The sequence below is a fragment of the Actinacidiphila alni genome, from assembly GCF_900112845.1.
In the GTDB taxonomy this organism is placed as follows: domain Bacteria; phylum Actinomycetota; class Actinomycetes; order Streptomycetales; family Streptomycetaceae; genus Actinacidiphila; species Actinacidiphila alni.
Map to the genome: position 1 here is coordinate 115804 of NZ_FONG01000014.1, position 17750 is coordinate 133553.

At 74.0% G+C, this 17750-nt stretch carries 13 protein-coding genes; 3 read left to right on the plus strand and 10 right to left on the minus strand.

Going from position 1 to position 17750, the window contains the following annotated elements:
- Nucleotides 1-12: 12 nt before the first annotated feature.
- The 4 genes from BM076_RS22910 to BM076_RS22925 form a co-directional block, all read right to left on the minus strand.
- Nucleotides 13-4929 (minus strand): DNA repair ATPase, encoded by a 4917-nt coding sequence (locus tag BM076_RS22910; protein WP_177246563.1) that lies wholly within the window; start codon nucleotides 4927-4929, stop codon nucleotides 13-15.
- Between the two features lie 46 nt (nucleotides 4930-4975).
- Nucleotides 4976-7135, minus strand: a complete 2160-nt coding sequence (locus BM076_RS22915; protein WP_093715548.1) for a hypothetical protein — start codon at nucleotides 7133-7135, stop codon at nucleotides 4976-4978.
- 89 nt (nucleotides 7136-7224) lie between these two features.
- Nucleotides 7225-7989, minus strand: coding sequence for a hypothetical protein (locus BM076_RS22920; RefSeq protein WP_093715549.1), 765 nt, complete (start codon nucleotides 7987-7989; stop codon nucleotides 7225-7227).
- A 220-nt stretch (nucleotides 7990-8209) separates the two neighbouring features.
- Complete coding sequence (locus tag BM076_RS22925) at nucleotides 8210-8755, minus strand: YceI family protein (protein WP_093715550.1); 546 nt, start codon at nucleotides 8753-8755, stop codon at nucleotides 8210-8212.
- 97 nt (nucleotides 8756-8852) lie between these two features.
- On the opposite strand from BM076_RS22925, the gene BM076_RS22930 reads away from it, so the two are divergent.
- A complete protein-coding gene (locus BM076_RS22930; RefSeq protein WP_093715631.1) occupies nucleotides 8853-9518 on the plus strand; it encodes a MarR family winged helix-turn-helix transcriptional regulator in 666 nt (221 codons plus the stop codon).
- Nucleotides 9519-9636: 118 nt separating this feature from the next.
- Entirely contained in the window at nucleotides 9637-10203 is a 567-nt protein-coding gene (locus tag BM076_RS22935; RefSeq protein WP_143120614.1) for a hypothetical protein, read from the plus strand.
- Here the strand turns inward: BM076_RS22935 and BM076_RS22940 are convergent.
- From BM076_RS22940 to BM076_RS22960, 5 genes are all read right to left on the minus strand, one after another.
- Nucleotides 10200-11309, minus strand: coding sequence for a PucR family transcriptional regulator (locus BM076_RS22940; protein ID WP_407640695.1), 1110 nt, complete (start codon nucleotides 11307-11309; stop codon nucleotides 10200-10202). The two genes, BM076_RS22935 and BM076_RS22940, sit on opposite strands and share 4 nt — an antisense overlap.
- Nucleotides 11310-11565: 256 nt before the next feature.
- Entirely contained in the window at nucleotides 11566-11847 is a 282-nt protein-coding gene (gene tatA / locus BM076_RS22945) for a Sec-independent protein translocase subunit TatA (protein WP_093715553.1), read from the minus strand.
- A gap of 203 nt (nucleotides 11848-12050) precedes the next feature.
- A complete protein-coding gene (locus tag BM076_RS22950) occupies nucleotides 12051-12938 on the minus strand; it encodes a hypothetical protein (protein ID WP_093715554.1) in 888 nt (295 codons plus the stop codon).
- Nucleotides 12939-13032: 94 nt separating this feature from the next.
- Nucleotides 13033-13542: a SigE family RNA polymerase sigma factor gene (locus tag BM076_RS22955; protein ID WP_093715555.1), complete on the minus strand. Its 510-nt coding sequence runs from the start codon at nucleotides 13540-13542 to the stop codon at nucleotides 13033-13035.
- A gap of 87 nt (nucleotides 13543-13629) precedes the next feature.
- A complete protein-coding gene (locus tag BM076_RS22960) occupies nucleotides 13630-14085 on the minus strand; it encodes a GtrA domain-containing protein (RefSeq protein WP_093715556.1) in 456 nt (151 codons plus the stop codon).
- Between the two features lie 553 nt (nucleotides 14086-14638).
- Between BM076_RS22960 and BM076_RS22965 the strand changes: the two genes are divergently transcribed.
- Nucleotides 14639-17473, plus strand: coding sequence for an AfsR/SARP family transcriptional regulator (locus BM076_RS22965; protein ID WP_093715557.1), 2835 nt, complete (start codon nucleotides 14639-14641; stop codon nucleotides 17471-17473).
- Nucleotides 17474-17480: 7 nt separating this feature from the next.
- Here BM076_RS22965 and BM076_RS22970 read toward each other — a convergent pair whose 3' ends face one another.
- Nucleotides 17481-17747 carry a DUF6295 family protein gene (locus BM076_RS22970; RefSeq protein ID WP_093715558.1) on the minus strand — a complete coding sequence of 89 codons (267 nt, stop codon included), beginning with the start codon at nucleotides 17745-17747 and terminating at the stop codon, nucleotides 17481-17483.
- Nucleotides 17748-17750: the final 3 nt, after the last annotated feature.

The window sequence follows — 17750 nt, forward strand, 5'->3', positions numbered from 1 at the left end:
CTGTCCAGCGACTTATTCCCGTCGTTCCCGCAGGCCCGCGCGGAGGGCGGCGAATTGGCGGAGGGCGGATTCGGCGCCCGCGGCGAGGGTTTGGGCCTCGGTGCGGTAGTGGTCGTCGATCAGGGTGTCGAGTTCGGCGGTGGTGAGGGTGGGGTGGATGCGGGCGGCGAGGCGGGTCATCGTGCGGTAGGAGCCCTGGAGGAGGAAGGGGGGTTCGGTGCGGTCGGCGTCGGCGCGGCCCGCGGAGGCGATGTAGGCGGCGTTGACGGCCAGGACCGTGGCGCGGGCGCGCAGCAGGTGGCGCAGGACGGTGGTCATGGCGTCGCGTTCCGCGGCCGGGTAGGGGTGGGTGAGGTCGTCGGGGCGGGCGGTGGGGTCGTCCTCGGCAAGGCGGACGAGGAGTTCGAGGTCGGCGCGGTCGCGGCCGGCGAGCGGGGCCAGGGTCTCGTTGGCGGTGAGGGCGTTCTCGATGTAGCTGAGCGCGAAGAGGGCCTCGCGGCCGGTCAGGACGGAGCCGAGGTTCCAGACGTCGGCGCGGTTGGCGAGCATGTCGGGGACCCGGAAGAGCCGGCCGGACTCGGTGTACGGGTTGCCCGCCATGCAGACGGCGAAGCGCTTGCCGCGCAGGTCGTACGTGCCCGCCGCGCCCTCGACGCGGCGCTGCGCGTCGCAGAGCGTGATGAATTTCTGTAGGAGTTCGGGCGAGGTGTGCTGGATGTCGTCCAGGTGCAGCAGGGCGTTGGAGCCCAGCTCCAGCGCGAAGTTGATCTTCTCGACCTCGCGGCGCGATGTCGCGTCGGGCGCCCGCTCGGGGTCGAGCGAGGTAACGCCGCTGCCGAGCGCGGGCCCGTCCACGGTGACCAGGGCGAGGCCGAGCCGGGCGGCGACGTACTGGATCAGTGAGGTCTTGCCGTAGCCGGGCGGCGACATCAGCATCAACAGGCCGCCGGACGGCCCGAATTGGCGGTCGAGATTGTCGCCGATCAGCGGCAGCAGCACCTCGTCGACCAGCCGGTTGCGGACGAAGCCGGTGAGCGGGCGCGGCCGGTACGCGGCCAGCCCGAGCCGGTCCCGCTCGGCGTCCACCACGGCGGTGCGGTGCCGCTGGTACGTGCGGTACGCGGGCACCTCCTCGGCCCGGAAGCGACGCACCCGCGCCAGGGTCTCGTCCAGGCGTACGGCCATGCGCCGGCCGGTGATCCGCGGGTGGGTGCCGAGCAGTCCGGTCACGGTGGCGCCGACGGCGGCGTCCGAGTCGTACACGGCGAGGTCGGCGCCGCGGACGAACGAGGCGGCGGCCTCGGCGAGTTCGCCGTCGTCCGGCGCCTCGGGCTCCCCCGAGGTGAAGGTGCCCAGCCAGCCGGCGGTGAGCTGCCAGCGCGCGCCCAGGTCGTCGCCGAGCGCCGCCAGGTCGTCCAGGAATTCCTTGTACGGCACGGCCTGCGGCCCCCCGAGCGCCGCGACGAACCGCTCCCGCAGCGCCCGCGCCGCCGCTCCCCCGACGAACCCGGGCCGGTCGGCGGCGAGTTCGGCGACGAGGTAGCCGGCGGCGGCGTCCGCGAGCCCGGAAGGGTCGGCACCGACCGCCGCGCCGGACCCCGCGGACCCGCCGAGGTCAACGCCGCCAAGGCCCACGCCACCGCCGAATCCGGGCGCGTCACCGAGACCCGTCCGTGCCGCGAAGTCCCGTACGCCCGCGCCGATTTCGGCGGTCAGCCCGGCGAGCGCGGACAGCGCGGCCCCGGCCTGACCCGTACGGCCGAAGGCGGTGGCCGCGCGGGTCAGGGAGCGGGCGCGGGTGGTCCAGGCGGCGCGGGCGGACGGGGTGGCGCCGTGGGCCCAGAAGAGCTGGGCGAGGGCGCGCGCGGCGGGCGGGTGGCGGAGCAGGCCGGCCGCCGCGTCCAGGTCGTGGAGCGCGGTGAGCAGCAGGACCGCGTCATGGTCGTGGACGCCGCGCTCGTAGCCCTCGTCGAGCCGGGCCGCGGCGGCGTCCGCGACCCGCGCGGGGATGTCGTCGAGCGGTCCCGAGGCGTCCAGCAGCAGGGTCGCGGCGAGGTATTCGGCGCGGTAGAGGTCGGGCGACTCGGAGACCAGCGGCCGGTCCCAGAAGCGGCGGGTGGCGGCGAAGGCGGGATCGGTGACCGGCGCCAGGTAGTCGGTGCCGGAGACGGTGAAGGCGAGGCCGCCGTCGTGCGGGACGAGCGCGAGGTCCAGCGGCTGGGTGTTGACGGCGAACTTGTGCCTGCCGAGCCGGATGACGGCGCCGCCGGCCTCGTAGAGGTCGAGCCGGTCGCGCAGCGAACGGTCCGCGTCCTGCCGGGCGGCGGCGAGTGCCGCCTCGGCCTCTGCCGCCCGTGCCGGATCGCCCAGCTCTCGCAACTGCCCGGCGATCCGCCGGTGTTGTGCGGCCATCGGGTCGGACGCGAAGTAGGTGTTGACGTCGTCGAGGGTGGCCAGCTCGGCGGCCCGGCGGCGGACCCCGGCCAGGACGCGCTCGGCGGAGGCGGCCAACCGCTGTGCCCGCTGGGCGCGTTCGTCGGCGAGCGCCTGCTTGCGGGCGGCGAAGGTCTGGTGGATCTCCTCGCGGCGCGCGTCGAGCGCGGCCAGCCGTGCCTCGTCGGCGGCGAAGCGGGTGGCCAGGTTCTCGACCGCGACCAGCAGCCGGCCGAGCTGTTCCTCGCACCGCTCGGGGGTGTCGGCGGCGGCCAGGGCCCCGCTGACGCTCTGCGCCAACAGGGTGCTCTCGGCGGCGAATTCGTCGGCGCTCTCGGCGGCGGCCAGCTCCTTGCGGCGGGCGTCGAGGACGGCCCGCGCCTGGTTGACGGCGCCGAGCACATCGGCGACGGCGGCCAGGATCGCGGTGCGGACGGTGGCGTCGGCGATCTCCAGGCCGCCGACGGTCTCGGTGACGGTGCCGAGCCCGGCGGCCTGGTCGTCCAGGGCGGCGCCGATGCCCGCCGCGTCGGCGGCCGAGCCGATGGCGGCGGCCTCGGCCGCGGTGGCGGCGACCCGCTCCCGGTAGGCGTCGAAGGCGTGCGCGTCGGCGAAGTACCCGGCCGCCCGGTTCGCGGCCTGCGCGAGGTCGGCGGTCAGGTCGGCGGCGAGCGTGTCGAGCCGCGCGGTGTCCGCGTACCGCAGCTCCCGCAGGGACATCAACCGGCCCTGCGAGCGGCGCAGTTCGGTGAGCCGCCGCACCCATTCGTCGGCCGAGCGGGCGGTCTCGCCGCGCGCCTGCCGGACCTGGGCGGCGATCCGGGCGGCGGCCTCGTCCACGGCTTCCGCGGCGCGCGCGGTCAGCTCGCGGACCCGGGCGTATTCGGCGAGCACCTGCCGTGCGGTGTCCCGCAGTTCGGTCAGCGGCGGCACCAAGTCACCGCTCTGGGCGGCCACTTCGGCGTCGCCGAGCCAATGGTGCCGGTCCAGCACCCTTTCGCACTCGACGGCCAGCGCCTCGTAGCCGGGCAGGGCGGGCGCGGCCTCCAGGGCGCGCGCGGTGCGGGCGAGCGACAGGGTGTCGGCGACGGCCCGTACGAGGTCGGGGTTGCCGATACGGTCCAGCGGCCCGCCGCCGGCCGGCCGCGCGGCGGCGTACGCGTCGGACTGGAAGGGTGTGCTCCAGCGCTGCACGGCGTGCACGCGGGCGGGTTCGCCGCCGTCGGCCGGGCGCAGCGTCAGCAGGGTGCCGTCCTCGTACAGCGCGCAGCCCTGGACGTGCAGCGGCGCGGCGGCCTCCTTGCGGATCAGGTTGTACGGCAGGAGCAGGCGCCGTCCGTCGGCCGCGGCGTGGAAGACGTACAGCATGTCCTCGCCGGTCGCGGAGCGCACGATCCGCTCGAACTCCAGTGACTCCGGGCCGGTTTCGTACGCGCGGGTCTCGTACGCGCGGATGCCGCCGCCGGCGAGCGCGTAGCCGCCGGGGAAGACCACGCCCTGGTCGTCGGGGAGCCGCAGGCACGCCTGGCCGAGGGCGTCGAGGCGTTCGGCCTCGCCGGTCCTGGTGTTGACCGCGAAGTGCCGGTCGGTGTCCTCGCGGTACGGGCGGATGCGCAGCAGCATCAGCGGGCCGACGGTGGCGTGCGCGACCTCGGCGTCGGCGAGCGCCTGGAGCGCGTCCTCGACGGGCTCCTCGTAACGGGTGTCCCCGGTGGCGAGGGTGAGGGTGCCGCCAGTGGTGGCGACGGTGACGGTGCCGCCGTCGGCGGCGGTCAGCGCGAGGTGCGGGTGCCGGCCCGGCACCTGGTCCTCGCGGGTCGCCGCCGTCCAACTCACCTCGTACGCACCGGCGTCGGCGTCCGCGTCGGCCCACTCCTCGCGCGCGGTCCCCTCGTACGTACAGCTCCCGTCGGCGGCGACCCGCCAACTCACCGCGCGTACGTCGCCGTTGCCGGGCCCGGTCCGGAAGACGGCGAGCAGCCGGCCCTCGGCGACGCGCAGCCGCAGCACCCGCGTCTCGCGGTAGTAGCGGTACAGCTCGCCGAATTCGCGGACGAAGGCGGGGTCGTCGAGCAGGCCGGCCGGCCCGCCCTTCGGGAGGGGGTCCGGGGCGCCCGACCCGGCGTGATCACCGGCCTCGCCCGACCCGACAGTTGCCGCCGGGCGCACCTGGAAGACGTCGCCGACGGAGCCGACCTCCTGCGGGTTGGCCGCGAACAGCAGCCAGGGGCCGACGGCGGCGACGTCCGCCGCGTGGGCGGGACGGGCGGTGCGCAGCCGCTCGGTGCCGTCCAGGCGGAGTTCGGCGGCGCCGAAGACCTCCTGGCGGCGGGAGTTGAGGGTGTCGGCCCGCTCGCCGAGCAGCCGCGCGGCCGCGCCGAGCCGGGCCCGCAGCACCTCGTACGCGTCGCCGTCGATCCCGGCGGCCGGGCCGCCGCCGTCCCCGCCCCCGTCCCCGTTGCCGACCGCCCGCCCGGGCTCCCGCTCCCCGCTCACCCTGCGCCCCTCACCCTCGCCTCGTGCCGTACCGCGTCCTGCCGCGTCACTTCTTGACGAGGCCGTTGACCGATCCGGCCGCCGCCGTAGCGTGCCCGGCACCGACGGACTCGCTCGCCCCGCCGGAAGCACCGGAAGCCGCCTCCGCGAGCGCGCCCACCGGCGCGTCGGCAAGGCCCATCGCCCGCGCCTGGTCCAGGAGTTGGGTGAGGGCGCCGGTCTGCGGGCCGCCCTGGGCGATCAGCCGGGCCAGCACCGCGGACACGCTCAGATTCGCGACGTCGCCGGAGCCGAACGAGGACAGCACGCGCGTCGCGTCCTCGGTGAAGCTGCCGCTGCCGTCCAGCCAGGACCCGGCCAGCGTCTTCACGGTGTCGGAATGGGAGACGAAACCGTCCACGCTGCGGCCCGCGGCGACCGCGCCGAGCAGCTTGTCGAAGAAGACGCTGTCGCCGCCGACGATCTGGATGTCGGCGTGTTCGAGGCCGGTGGCCAGCACCGTCGCCTGCGCCTCCGCGATGGAGCGCTGCGTGTCGAGCCCGGCCAGCCGGATGTCCTTCTCGGCGGCGAGCCGCAGCCGGTACTCCTCGTGGCCGCGCGAGGCGTCGTCCAGCGCCGCCATCGCGGCGGCCTTCTCGGTCAGGCCGGCGGCCTCGGCGCGCAGCTTCTCGCCGATCATCGCCGCGTCGGCCTTGGCCTGCGCGGTGGTGCCCTCGGCGGTGGCCAGCGCCCGCAGCCGGGTGCCCTTGGCCTCCGCCTTGAGCCGGGCGGCGGTGGCGTCGGCCTCGGCGAGGCCGACCTTGGTGATCGCCTCGGCGCTGCGCTCGCGCACCTCGACGTCGGCGAGCCCGGCCGCGGCGGCCTCGGCGCGTACGCCCTCGGCGAGCCGGATCTTGGCCTCGGCGTCGAGCTGCGCGGCCTGCTTGCGGGCCTCGGCCATGGTCAGCGACTCGCGAGCCTTGTGCTGCGCCGCCTGCTCGGCGGCCTCGGCGGCCTTGATGTCCTTGACCAGCCGTTCCTGCGCCTGCGCCTCGGCGGTGATCACCAGTGCCTGGCGCTCCCGCTCGGCCTCCTGCACCAGCCGCAGCGCCTTGATCGACTCCTCCTGCTCGGCCACCGTGCGGTCGACGGCGATCCGCTCCCGTACGACGTCGGCGACCTCGCGGCGCTCGGACTCGACCTCCTTGTCCTTGGAGATCCGGGACAGCTCCGTCTCCCGTTCGCGGGCGATGACTTCGAGGACCCGGTCCTTCTCGATCCGCTCGTTCTCGACCGCGATGACACGCTCGCGGTTCTTCTGGGCGACGGCGATCTCGCGCTGCTGGTTCTCCCGCTGGACGCCGAGCACCTCCTCGGTGCGGATGAACGCGCCCTGGGCGCCGAGCCGTTCCTCCTCCTGGACCCGGGCGGTGGCGGCCTCCTCCTTGGCGCGCAGCGTCTCGACCTCGCGGCGCTGCTTGATCTCGGCCTCGGCCTGGCGGCGCTCCAGCTCCAGGATGGTCTCCCGGGCGTCGACGTTCTGCCGGGTGATCTCCTTCTGCTCGGTGCGCTGGTACTCGTTGGTGCGGACGTGCTCGATCGCGGTGAGTTCGGTGATCTTCCTGATGCCTTGCGCGTCCAGGATGTTGGCCGGGTCGAGCTGCGTCATCGGGGTCTGTTCCAGGAAGTCGATGGCGCAGTCCTCGAGGTGGTAACCGTTGAGGTCGGTGCCGATGACCTGGATGATCCGGTCCCGGAAGTTCTCCCGGTGCGTGTAGAGGTCGACGAAGTCGAGCTGCTTGCCGACGGTCTTGAGCGCCTCGGAGAACTTGGCGCTGAACAGCGCCTGGAGCGTGGTCTGGTGGCTGGCCCGTTCGGTGCCGATGGCCTGCGCGACCTTGATCACGTCCTCCTTCGTCTTGTTGACGCGGACGAAGAAGGTGAGGTGGATGTCGGCGCGGATGTTGTCCTGGCAGATCAGGCCCTCGCGGCCGGTGCGCTGGATCTCGATGGTCTTCACCGAGATGTCCATCAGCTCGGACTGGTGCAGCACGGGCAGCACGACGGCGCCGGTGAAGGTCACGTCGACGTGTTTCGCCTTGGAGATGATCAGCGCCTGGCCCTGCGCGACTTTGCGGAAGAGCCGGCTCACGGTGAACAGCGTGCCGAGGGCGATGAGCAGGAGTACGGCGAAGAGCACGCCGATTCCGATGGCGGTGGCGTCCATGACGGATCCTCAGGTTCTGCGTCGTGACGAAAGTGAAGTGGCCTGCTGGGCAGGGAAATTGACGGTCTGTCAGCGAGAGAAGCAGGGCCTCAGGTGACGGCGGCTTCGAGGCCCGGCAGGGAGGGCGGTTCGAAGGGCGCGACCCAGAAGAACTCGCCGGCCGGCTCGTAGCCGTAGATCAGTGCGGTGCTGCCGGTGGCGTACCGGTCCTCGCCGGTCTGCCGGACCTGGACGACGGCGGTGGAGCCGTCGGGCGCGGTGACCTCGGCCTGGCCGAAGCCGCCGGTGACCCGGCCGGTACGGATCACGCACACCCGTCCGACGAAATCCTCGCGGGACGGCGGGCGTTCGTACGGGAAGAGGCGGCGCAGCGGGCGGACCAGCAGCCAGGTCAGCGACCAGGAGCCGAGCAGCGCCCCGCACAGCACGGCGCAGGAGAGCACCAGCCGTATGACGCCCGGCAGGTCCGCGCCGTCCAGCGCCGCGGCGCCCGCCAGGCTCAGGAACCAGGCGAGGGCGGTGAGCAGCGAGAAGATGACGGTGATCGGTACGCCGTCGAGGCCGAGGGCGGCGAGCAGACCGCCGGAACCCCCGCGCCCGGCGTCCTGCCCGCTCTCCCCGTCGCCCCGGTGATCCCCGTTGCCCCCATGGTCCCCGGTCTCCCCCGTGTGCGCGCTCCCCCCGGAGTGCGCGTCCCCGTATCCCCCCTCGTGCCCGCCGTGGCCGTGGTGGCCGGGCCCGTGCGCGTCGGCTCCGCCGACCAGCACCAGGACCCAGAAGCCGGCCACGACCAGCAGCGCTCCCCCGAACAGCACGGTCGGAAAGCCGAGCGCGACCCGAGTGAACTCCCCCATCCCCCCGCGCCTCCCCCCAGAGTGGCTTTCCGACCGCCACGTCGATCCTGGCAGCCGGGGTACCCGCGGCACATTGCCGGTTCCCGGAAGTCTTTACATCGGCTTTACGGCAGGGTCGTACCGCAACCACAACGCCACCGGCCGTCGTCCGCGCAGGAGTTGCTGCGCGGCCGACGGCCGGTGGCGTGAGAGCACCGGGCCCTTCACGGGGTGAGGGGGCTCAGGCCTGGGTGGCCTCGATCTCCAGGGCGATGCGGATCTTGTCGCTGACCGCGGCACCGGCGGCGCCGCCGGTCACGCCGAACTCGCTGCGGCTGATCTCGGTGGCGGCCGAGAAGCCGGCGATGGCGTGGCCCTCGTAGTGGGTGCCGAAGCCGTTCAGCTCCAGCTTGAGGGTGACGGTCTTGGTCACGCCGTGCAGCGTCAGCTCGCCGTCGACCTCGAACAGCTCGGCGGTCTGCGGGCGGATCGCGGTGGAGGTGAAGGTCATCTCCGGGAACTGCTCGACGTCCAGGAAGTCGGCGCTGCGGACGTGGTTGTCGCGCATCTCGTTGTTGGTGCTCACGGAGGTGGTCTTGATCACCGCTTCGACCTTGGAGTCGAGCGGGTTCTCCGCGGTCTCGATGGTGCCCTCGAAGGTCGCGAAGCTGCCACGGACCTTGGAAACACCCAGGTGACGGACGAAGAACGAGACGTCGGAGTGGACCGCGTCGATCGTCCACTTGCCGGCGACGTATCCGTCGATCACTTCGGTCTGCGAGGACATGGGGAACTCCTTGAGCGGTGAACCGGGGTTTTGGTTGAGCGCTCACCCACCATAACGCCATGGTGTTGAGAGTTCAACCACCCGTATGCTGGAGAGCATGGAGACGGACGACGTGCGCTGGCTGAGTGAGGACGAGCAGGAGATCTGGCGGGCGTATATGACCGCGAACGTGGAGTTCTCGGCGTATATCGACCGCCAGCTCCGGCGGGAGTCCGGCATGCCCATGGCCTACTACGAGATCCTCGTACGGCTGTCGGAGGCGCCCGGGCGCTGCCGGCGGATGAGCGAGCTGGCGGAGGCGTCGCAGTCCTCGCGCAGCCGGCTGTCGCACGCGGTGTCGGCCCTGGAGAAGCAGGGCTGGGTGGTCCGCAGCCCCGCCGACGGCGACCGCCGCGGCTGGGTGGCCACACTCACCGACACCGGCTTCGCGGCGCTGGCCGCCGCTGCCCCCGGCCACGTCACCGCCGTCCGCGAGCACCTCTTCGACGTCCTCACCCCCGCCCAGCTCGCCGTCCTGCGCGACATCGGCCGCGCGATCAGCGCGGGCCTGAAGACCGAATGCGACGAGGCCCGCTCCGAGGAGGACAGCTCCTGCCCCTCGGCGGACGCGGACCCGCCCTCCTGCCCGGCGACAGCGCCGGACACCGCGTGCGACGCCACCGAGCCCGTACGGACGGCCACCCCGCGTAACCGTACGGACCTGGACCTGCCCGAGCCACGCGCGGCACAGACGCCCCCGGCGACGGCCGAGACCCGCGGCTGACCGGAACGCGCCGGAAGCGCCCACCCGCTCCTCGGCAGCGGAAGGAACCGGTCCGGCCGGTCCGGACGTCAGCAGATGACGATCACACTTCTGCCGTACTCGGGGAAGGGACGCGGCCTTGAAGCGACCTGCACGCCTGACGATCCCGCTGAGCGCCGTCGCTGTGCTCGGCCTGCTCGGCTGGGGCGCGGCATCGGTCCTCGGCCCGTCCTCCGGGCTGCCGGACAATCATGTCGCGGCGGCCGATCCACGGGTCTGCCCGGACACCGGCGCCAACAACATCTCCCTGGCCGAGGCGGCCGGCCACTTCGGCCTGGTCGTCCCGGCCGCCGCCGCACACCTCGTCTTCACCGCCTCCAAGGGCGGCCTGCAGGGTGAGACGGACCTGTCGATGCGTTTCACCACGACACCCGCGGACCTCATCGCGTTCCTCGGGAGCAGCCGTCTTGACCCGCCAAGCACCACCGCCAAGGTGACCACGGGCGACTGGGACGTCTACGGTCCCGGAGTCCCGGCCCGGCCCGCAGGGGGCCCGTGCGGCCTGAACCCGCCGGTCGCCCGCACCATGAAGTACAGCGAGGACGGCCCCGACAGCGGCATGCGGTCAAGTCCGCGGACCCTGGCGGTGGACGGCACGACCGATCCGGCACACCCCGTCGTGTGGGTCACCGGCACGGATCTCTAAGCCGGTGTGGACGGCCAGTCCAGGAGGCGGGCGCCCATGGCCGCCGTTTCCAGGGTGTAGCGCTGGAGGGCGTCGTCGGGGTCGAAGCCGGTCAGGGCGGCGATGCGTTCGAGGCGGTAGGACAGGGCGCGGACGCTCAGGTCGAGGCGGCGGGCGGCCTCGGCGTTGACGTAGCCGGAGGCGGCGTACGCGGTGATCGTGTCCAGCAGGGGCTGGGCGCCGCCGCGGGCGTCCTCCAGCGGTCCGAGCACCGTACGCACCAGGTCCGACATCGCGGCGCGGTCGCGCATCAGGACCGGGAAGACCAGCAGGTCGGCGGCGTTCAGCACCGCGGGCTCCAGGGCGAGCCGCTCGGCCAGGTCGAGCGCGCTGAGCGCCTCCTCGTAGGAGCGGACCACGCCCACCGCCCCGCTGTGCGCGCGGCCGACGGCGGTCCGCGGCGCCGCGACGGTCTTCACGAAGGCGTCCAGCACATGCCGCTGGACGCTGGTGGCTATGCACACCAGCTGCCCGTCCTTGGGGGCGATCAGCGCGTCGTGGTCGCCGAAGCGGCCCGCCAGCTCGCGCTCCACCCGGTGCAGCATCGGATGCGTCTCGTCGTACGGATCCTCGCCGACGGCCGCGGCCACCGCCACGATGTGCCGGTCGGCCAGCCGCAGCCCGAAGCCCTCGGCCTGCTCGGCGATCCGGCCCGGGTCGCTGCGGCCGTAGAGCAGGTCGTCCACGAACGCCTTGCGGGCGCCCGCCGCCCGGCGGACCGCGTGGCGCTGCGCCCTGCCGTGCCCGTCGGCGAGCGCCGCGACCCCGGCCTCCAGCGCGGCCAGTACGGCGGCGCCGACCTTGCGCAGTTCGGCGGCGTCGCGCGCGCCGGCGACCCCCGGCAGCGTGGGCCAGGCGTGCCGGGCCGCGCCGAGGTGGCCGCCGATCAGCGCGGACAGCGCGATCCCGGAGTCGGCGGCCTGCTCGCCCAGCGCGCGGCGGCCCTCCCGCTCGGCGCGGCTGAGCACGCGACAGCTGCGGGAGATCTCGGCGAGCGTCTCGGGAAATCCGGCCACGAATTCCGCCGGTACCGCCCCCGCGGCACCCGCCGCACCCGTCGCCACCACTGACTCCCTGCCGTTCGGTCGGACCCGGGCCACCCGTCGTCTTCCGGGTCCCGGACGTCAAGAACGTATCAAGGCTGCCGGATTCCGGAAACGGCGGGCCGCCCACGGGCACGGCCCCCCACGGCCCGGCCCCCGTTTCCGGGCATAACAAAGCCGCGCGCGTACGTGATCACGTACGCGCGCGGCTGTCGACGGCGGTGCGGCGGTGTCCCGCCCCGGGAGGTGCCTGCCGGAGGGGTGCGGTGCCGGCCGGCGGCTACTTGGCGGTGGTCGCCTGCTGCGAGGCCGTCGTGGACTCGTTCGCGGTGACGACGTCGCTCGGCGTGATGGCCTCGGGCGCCGGGGTGGCGCTCGCCTTCGGCTCGGCGCTCGGCGGCGTCGAGTCGTCGCTCTTCATCGCCTTCGCCTCGGACTTCAGGATGCGCATCGACTTCCCGAGCCCACGCGCCGCCTCAGGCAGCTTCTTGGAGCCGAACAGCAGGATGACGACGATCGCCACCACGATCAGGTGCCACGGCTCCAGCCCGTTTCGCAACATGGAGATCCTCGCTTCATTCAGGGGCCAACTACGCCGAATGTTCCAGCTTCGACTGTCGCATTGTCACCCGAAAGCCGTCGCCGACGGTAACCCGGGTACTCAAAGCATGCGCAAAAAGCTTGTGAACGGGAAGACCCCCCTCCCCCCGGTCCTGCCGGGGGGAGGCCGGAACGGGGAGCGGGGGGAGCCGGCGGGGGCCCAGGTCAGGACGTGGCCCACGCGGTGCTCGGCGCCGTCTTGGCGTTCAGGCCCTCCGGTACGGGCAGCGCGTCGATCGCCCGCTGCCAGCGGGGGTCGGTGACGATCCGGCGCAGCTCGGACACCGAAAGCGGCGGGTTCGGCCGGGACACCGGGGCACCCTTCTCCTCCTTCGCGTTCCACTCGCTGACGTCGATCGTGGCGCCGCCCGCCGTGACGAAGGTCGCCATCCACTCCTTCGTGTCCTCGCGGCGGTCCGGGTACTCGTACCCCTTGTAGATCGTCAGGGTGCCGCCGTGCACATGGGTGGTGGTGCACGAGGTGCCGGGCGGATCCTGCTCCGGGCAGTCGGGGGCGGCCTCGCCGTAGCCGACGAGGGCGTCGACCAGACCGGGGCCCTTGCCGTCGTCGAAGACGACCTCGGCCAGCGGCGGCAGTTCGCCGTCGGTGCCGCGGCCCGGCCGCTTGGCGACATGGCCCTTGGGCAGCATCGACACGAACAGGTCGGTGAACTGCTTCGCGGTCAGCACCGGCCGGTGCGGCTTCGCCGACGGGCCGCCGCTCGCGGGCCCGGCCGACACCGCGGGCTTCTCCGGCGCGGCGGCCGTACCGCCGGAGCCGTCGCCCCCGGCGAGCCCGCCGATCAGCGCGCCGCCGACGCCGATCACGGCGAAGGCCGCGACACCCGCGGTGACGGCGGCGTTGCGGCGGCGGCGCAGCCTGCGGCCGTGCACGTGGCCGTCCGCGACCAGGCCGCGCGGGTCGCCCGGCCGGAAGGTGTCGCCGGCCCGGCGCATGGCGGCGCCCAACTCGTCCTCGAAGACGTCCTGTTCGGTGTGCGGGAGTTGCTCCTTTTCTGCTGGTCGTGCGGGTTCCATGGGGTCGATGGGCATGGCGGAACCACCGTCTCGGTAGGCGTGGGTCACAGAGGTGAAAGCAGATGTGAGGGCAGACGTGGGGGCGGACGTGAGGGCGAGCGTGAGGGCGTCAGCGGGCGATCAGTTCGGCGAGGCTGCCGCCGAGGTCCGCCCGGAGCCGGGCGAGGGCGCGTACGGTCCGGGTCCGTATCGCGCCCGGCGTGCTGTGCAGGGCGGCGGCGGTCTCCTCGATGCTGCGGTCCTCCCAGTACCGCAGCACCAGCACCGCCCGGTCCTTCGGCGCGAGCCTGCCGAGGGCGTCGAGCAGTGTGACGCGGAGCGTCGCGTCGTCCCCGCCGCGGGCGGCGCTGTCCGGCAGGACGGCGCTGGGGCGTTCCTTGCTGCTGCGCCGCCGCTGGTGGGTCAGGAAAGCGCGGACCAGCACGGTCTGGGCGTACGCCGCCGGATTGCCGACCTTGGCCATCCGGCCCCACACCACGAACATCCGCCCCAGCGTCTCCTGCACCAGGTCCTCGGCCAGGTGCGTGTCGCCGCTGGCGAGCAGGCAGGCGGACCGGTACAGCGGGGCCGCCCGCACCGCGGCGAAGTCCAGATACGCCTCGGTCTCCCCTTTACGCACCCGCCCGTCCTTCCCCCGCGGCCCGTGCTCTCCACTCTCTTCGACGCGGCGCGGCGCGGGAATGTTACGCGGGCTTCCCGGGGGTGCTCATGCCGCTACGGTCACGCCGTCGCGGGACAGCCGCGGCTGCTCGGGCTCGGCGGCGCGGGGCGTGAAGACCAGCAGGCGCAGCGCGACGAAGCGGGCGATGCCGGCGAGGCCGGACGCGGCCAGGTAGACGGCCTGCGTCAGCAGGGCGCCCGGGTGCGGGTGGGCCTGGTCCAGGCCCAGCACGGCGGCGGTCGTGAACGCGTAGGCCGCGAGCAGGGTCAGGGCGGATTTGCTGTGCACGCGCCAGCCGGCCCAGCCGCCGCCGGCGGCGCCTCTGAACGTGATCCTGTGGTGCAGTTCGGTTGCCGCGAGGGTGGACAGTACGGTGACGATCGCGTTCGCCACCGCGAAATTCATCCGGCCCGCGGCCAGCAGCAGTGCTCCGCTCGACGCGAGGCCGATGCCTCCGCCGCACACCACGAACCTGATGAATGCCCCCGCCGTCTTCTTCATGGGACCACTGTCCCCTGGCCCACTGACACGGCGCCCACATCCCGCTGACACGGCTGCGCCTGGCAGAGGTCAGCGCCCCGTCAGGGGCGCCCCCGACCCGCGCGTGCGGTGGACGTTGCCCCTCCAGGGGCGCTGGGGGCACCCCCAGCGGTAGCTGGGGGAGGAACTGCGCGGCCCGCCCCCACCGGCCGGTGGTCGCACAACAAACAGCGTCTGCCCCGCTGGGGGCGGTTTTTGTCTGAAGGCGCGCGCGGGCTGGGCGCGCAGTTCCCCGCGCCCCTAACGGGGCATCCCTTCTCCGCAGGAGGGGCGCCCTCATCCGCAGAGGTGCGGGTCCGGGGCAGCGGGCCCGGGAAGACGTGACTTACCGTGCTCCGCAAGCGCAGCGTTGGTTCGGGTCCGGCCGCGGCGAGTCGTGCCCCCGTTTGCGGGGGGTGGTGCCCGCCCGCGTCGCCGGGCCGGACCCGGTGGAAGAAGCTTGGGGGGGCGCGCCAACCGGCCGCTAACATGGCCCTAACGCGCCGTTCGGGGGAACGGCCAGAGAGGGCCACGGATGCGGTTCGGGCTGCTCGGAGCGGTGACCGTGAACGGTGGCGGCGTCGGGTCGGCGAAGGCGCGGGCGCTGCTGGCGACACTGCTGAGCACCCCGGGCCGGGTGGTCACGCCGGAAACGCTGAAGGCCGCGATGTGGGGCGAGGACCCGCCGGCCACGGCGACGGCGTCGCTGCACAACCATGTGGCGCGGCTGCGCCGCCTGTTGGCGGAGGACGGCCGGGACGCCTCCCGGCTGCGCGCCGTCCCGCCGGGCTATGTGCTGGAGGTCGCGGCGGGCGAGCTGGACGCCGCCGAATTCGTCCGGCACCACGCGGAGGCGAGGACCGCGCACCGCGCGGAGGACTGGCCCGCGGTGCAGCGGGAGTGCGCGGCGGCACTGGCGCTGTGGCGCGGCGACCCGCTGGCGGACGTACCGGCGCTGAGCGACCCGATGCGCGCGTACGCCGCGCACTTGGCGGAGGCGCGGCTGCAAGCCCTGGAGTGGCGCTTCGACGCGGAGCTGGCGCTGGGCCGGCACCAGGGGATGACGGCGGAGCTGGCCGCGCTGACGGCGGCGCATCCGCTGCGCGAGCCCTTCCACCGGCAGTGGATGCTGGCGCTGCACCGGACGCACCGCCAGGCGGAGGCACTTGCCGCCTTCCACGGTCTGCGGCGCACGCTGGTGGACGAGTTGGGCGTCGAGCCGGGCCCGGCGGTGCAGGCCGCCTACCACGAGGTGCTGGCCGCCGCGCCGGAGGAACCCCAGGAACAGGAACCGGTCAGCCCGCCCGCCCAACTCCCGGCCGACACGGGGGACTTCACCGGTCGCAGTGGCGAACTGGCCGCGCTGCTGGCGGCGATACGGCCGCACGGCCCGGACGCGCCGCGGGTCGCGGTGGTGACGGGCATGGGCGGCATCGGCAAGACGGCGCTCGCGGTGCACGCGGCGCACCTGGCGCGCGCCGACTTCCCCGACGGCGTCCTCTACGTCGATCTGCGCGGTTTCGGCGCGGGGCAACCGCGCCGCCCGCGCGATCTGCTGGCGCGTTTCCTGGGCGATCTGTGCACGCCGGCCGGGTCGGGCACGGGCACCGCGCAGCCGCTGCCGGACGACCAGGACGACCTGTCGTCGCTGCTGCGCCAGGCGCTGCACGGCCGCCGGGTGCTGCTGGTGCTGGACAACGCGGCGGACGCCGCGCAGGTGGTGCCGCTGCTGCCGGGCCGGGGCGACAGCGCGGTGATCGTCACCAGCCGCCGTACGCTGGCCGATCTGCCGGGCGCGGTACGGCTGCCGCTGGAGCCGCTGGGCGCGGAGGAGCAGCACCGGCTGCTGGTCGCGGTGTGCGGGCCGAGCCGGGTGGCGGCCGAACCGGACGCGGCCGCCGGGGTGTTGGCGGCCTGCGGCGGTCTGCCGCTGGCGCTGCGAATAGCCGGCGCGCGGCTGGCGGCCCGCCCCAACTGGCCGCTGACCGCGCTCGCGGAGCGCCTGGACAGCGCGGGCGACCGGCTGCACGCGCTGGCCGCGGGCGGCCTGGCCGTGCAGGACACCTTCGCGATGAGCTATCTGGCGATGCGGGACAGCCCGCAGGCCGCCGACCGCGAGGCGGCCCGCGCCTTCCGGCTGCTGGGCCTGTGGCCCGGTCACCCGCTGGCGCACGCCCCGGCGGCGGCGCTGCTCGGCCGGGAGCCGGCCGCGGCCGAGGATCTGCTCGAAGCCCTCGTCGACACCCACCTGTTGCAGACCCCGCAGCCGGGCCGCTACCGCTTCCACGACCTGCTCGGCGAGTACGCGGCCGGCCGCGCGGCCGAGGAAGTGCCGCCCCGGGTACGGGAGAACGGGCTGCGCCGACTGTTGGTCTGGTACGTGGCCACGGTCGCGGGCACCGCCGAACTGCTCGCCCCCGAGGGCCATCCGATACCGCCGCTGCACGAACAACCCGCCGTGCCGCCACGGGAGTTCAGCAGCGAGGAGGCGGCGCTGCGCTGGTGCGTGAAGGAGCTGCCCGCGATCAAGGAGGCGGTCCGGCAGGCGGCGGCGCACGGCTGGTCGGACGTGGCGTGGCGGCTGGCGGCTGGCCTGTTCGGCTACGCGCAGGCGTACTGGTGGACCGGCGAGTGGGAGACGTGCCTGCTGGACGCGCTGGCCTGCGCGGAGGAGACCGGGGACGTGCAGGGCCGGGCGTGGATGCACAGCCGGCTGGGCGTCTCGTACGGGATGTCGGACCGGGTCGGGCCGTGCCTGGAGCATCTGGAGGTGGCCCGGCTGTACTTCGAGACGGCGGGCGACCTCCAGGGGCAGGCGGCGATCCTGAACAACCTCTCGGGGCTGCACCGCGCGCTCGGCGACAACGCCCGCGCCCTGGAGTACGGCAGGAAGTCCCTCGACCTGCACTACGCGGTGGGCGACGCCGACCGGGTCGCGACCGTGCTGGGCAATCTCGGCGACGCGCATCTGGGCGCGGGCGACTCGGCCGCCGCGATCGCCTGCTACCGGCGGGCGCTGGCGATGTGGCGGGAGCGCGGGGTGCTGACCAGTACGGCGCGCAGCCTGACCAGCCTCGGCGAGGCGCTGCGCACCGTCGGCCGGTACGACGAGGCGGTCGCGGCACTGGAGGAGACGGTGCTGCTGCTGGACCGGATAGGGGACCGCGGCAGCACCGCCGACACCCTGGAGGTGCTGGGCCGTACGCATTACGACCGCGGCGACCTCGCCGCCGCCCGCAAGAGCTGGGAGCGGGCCCTGGAACTGGCCCGCGCCCACTGCCTGGAGGCGAAGGCGGAGGCCGTCCTCGCGGGCCTGGCCCGGCTGGACGCGGACGACGGCACGGCCCCGTACGACAGCACCAAGAACTGACGGAACGTCAGACCGCCATTTCCGCCGGGACGGCGGCCAGCGCGTCCTGGATCGCGGTGACCAGGGCCCGCGCGGAGTCCGCGGTCAGCTCCAGCGCGACCCGGGCCGACGGGCCCCGGTCCGGGGCGGCGAAGTCGATGTTGAGGGTGTGCTCGGCCATGGCGTGCACGGGATGGTCGAAGTAGACGGTCACGTCGGTGACATGGAACCAGGAGCTGCCCGGCCCCTTCGCGCTGCCGTCGATCTCCGCCTTGACGGTGGAGTAGGTGCACATGTG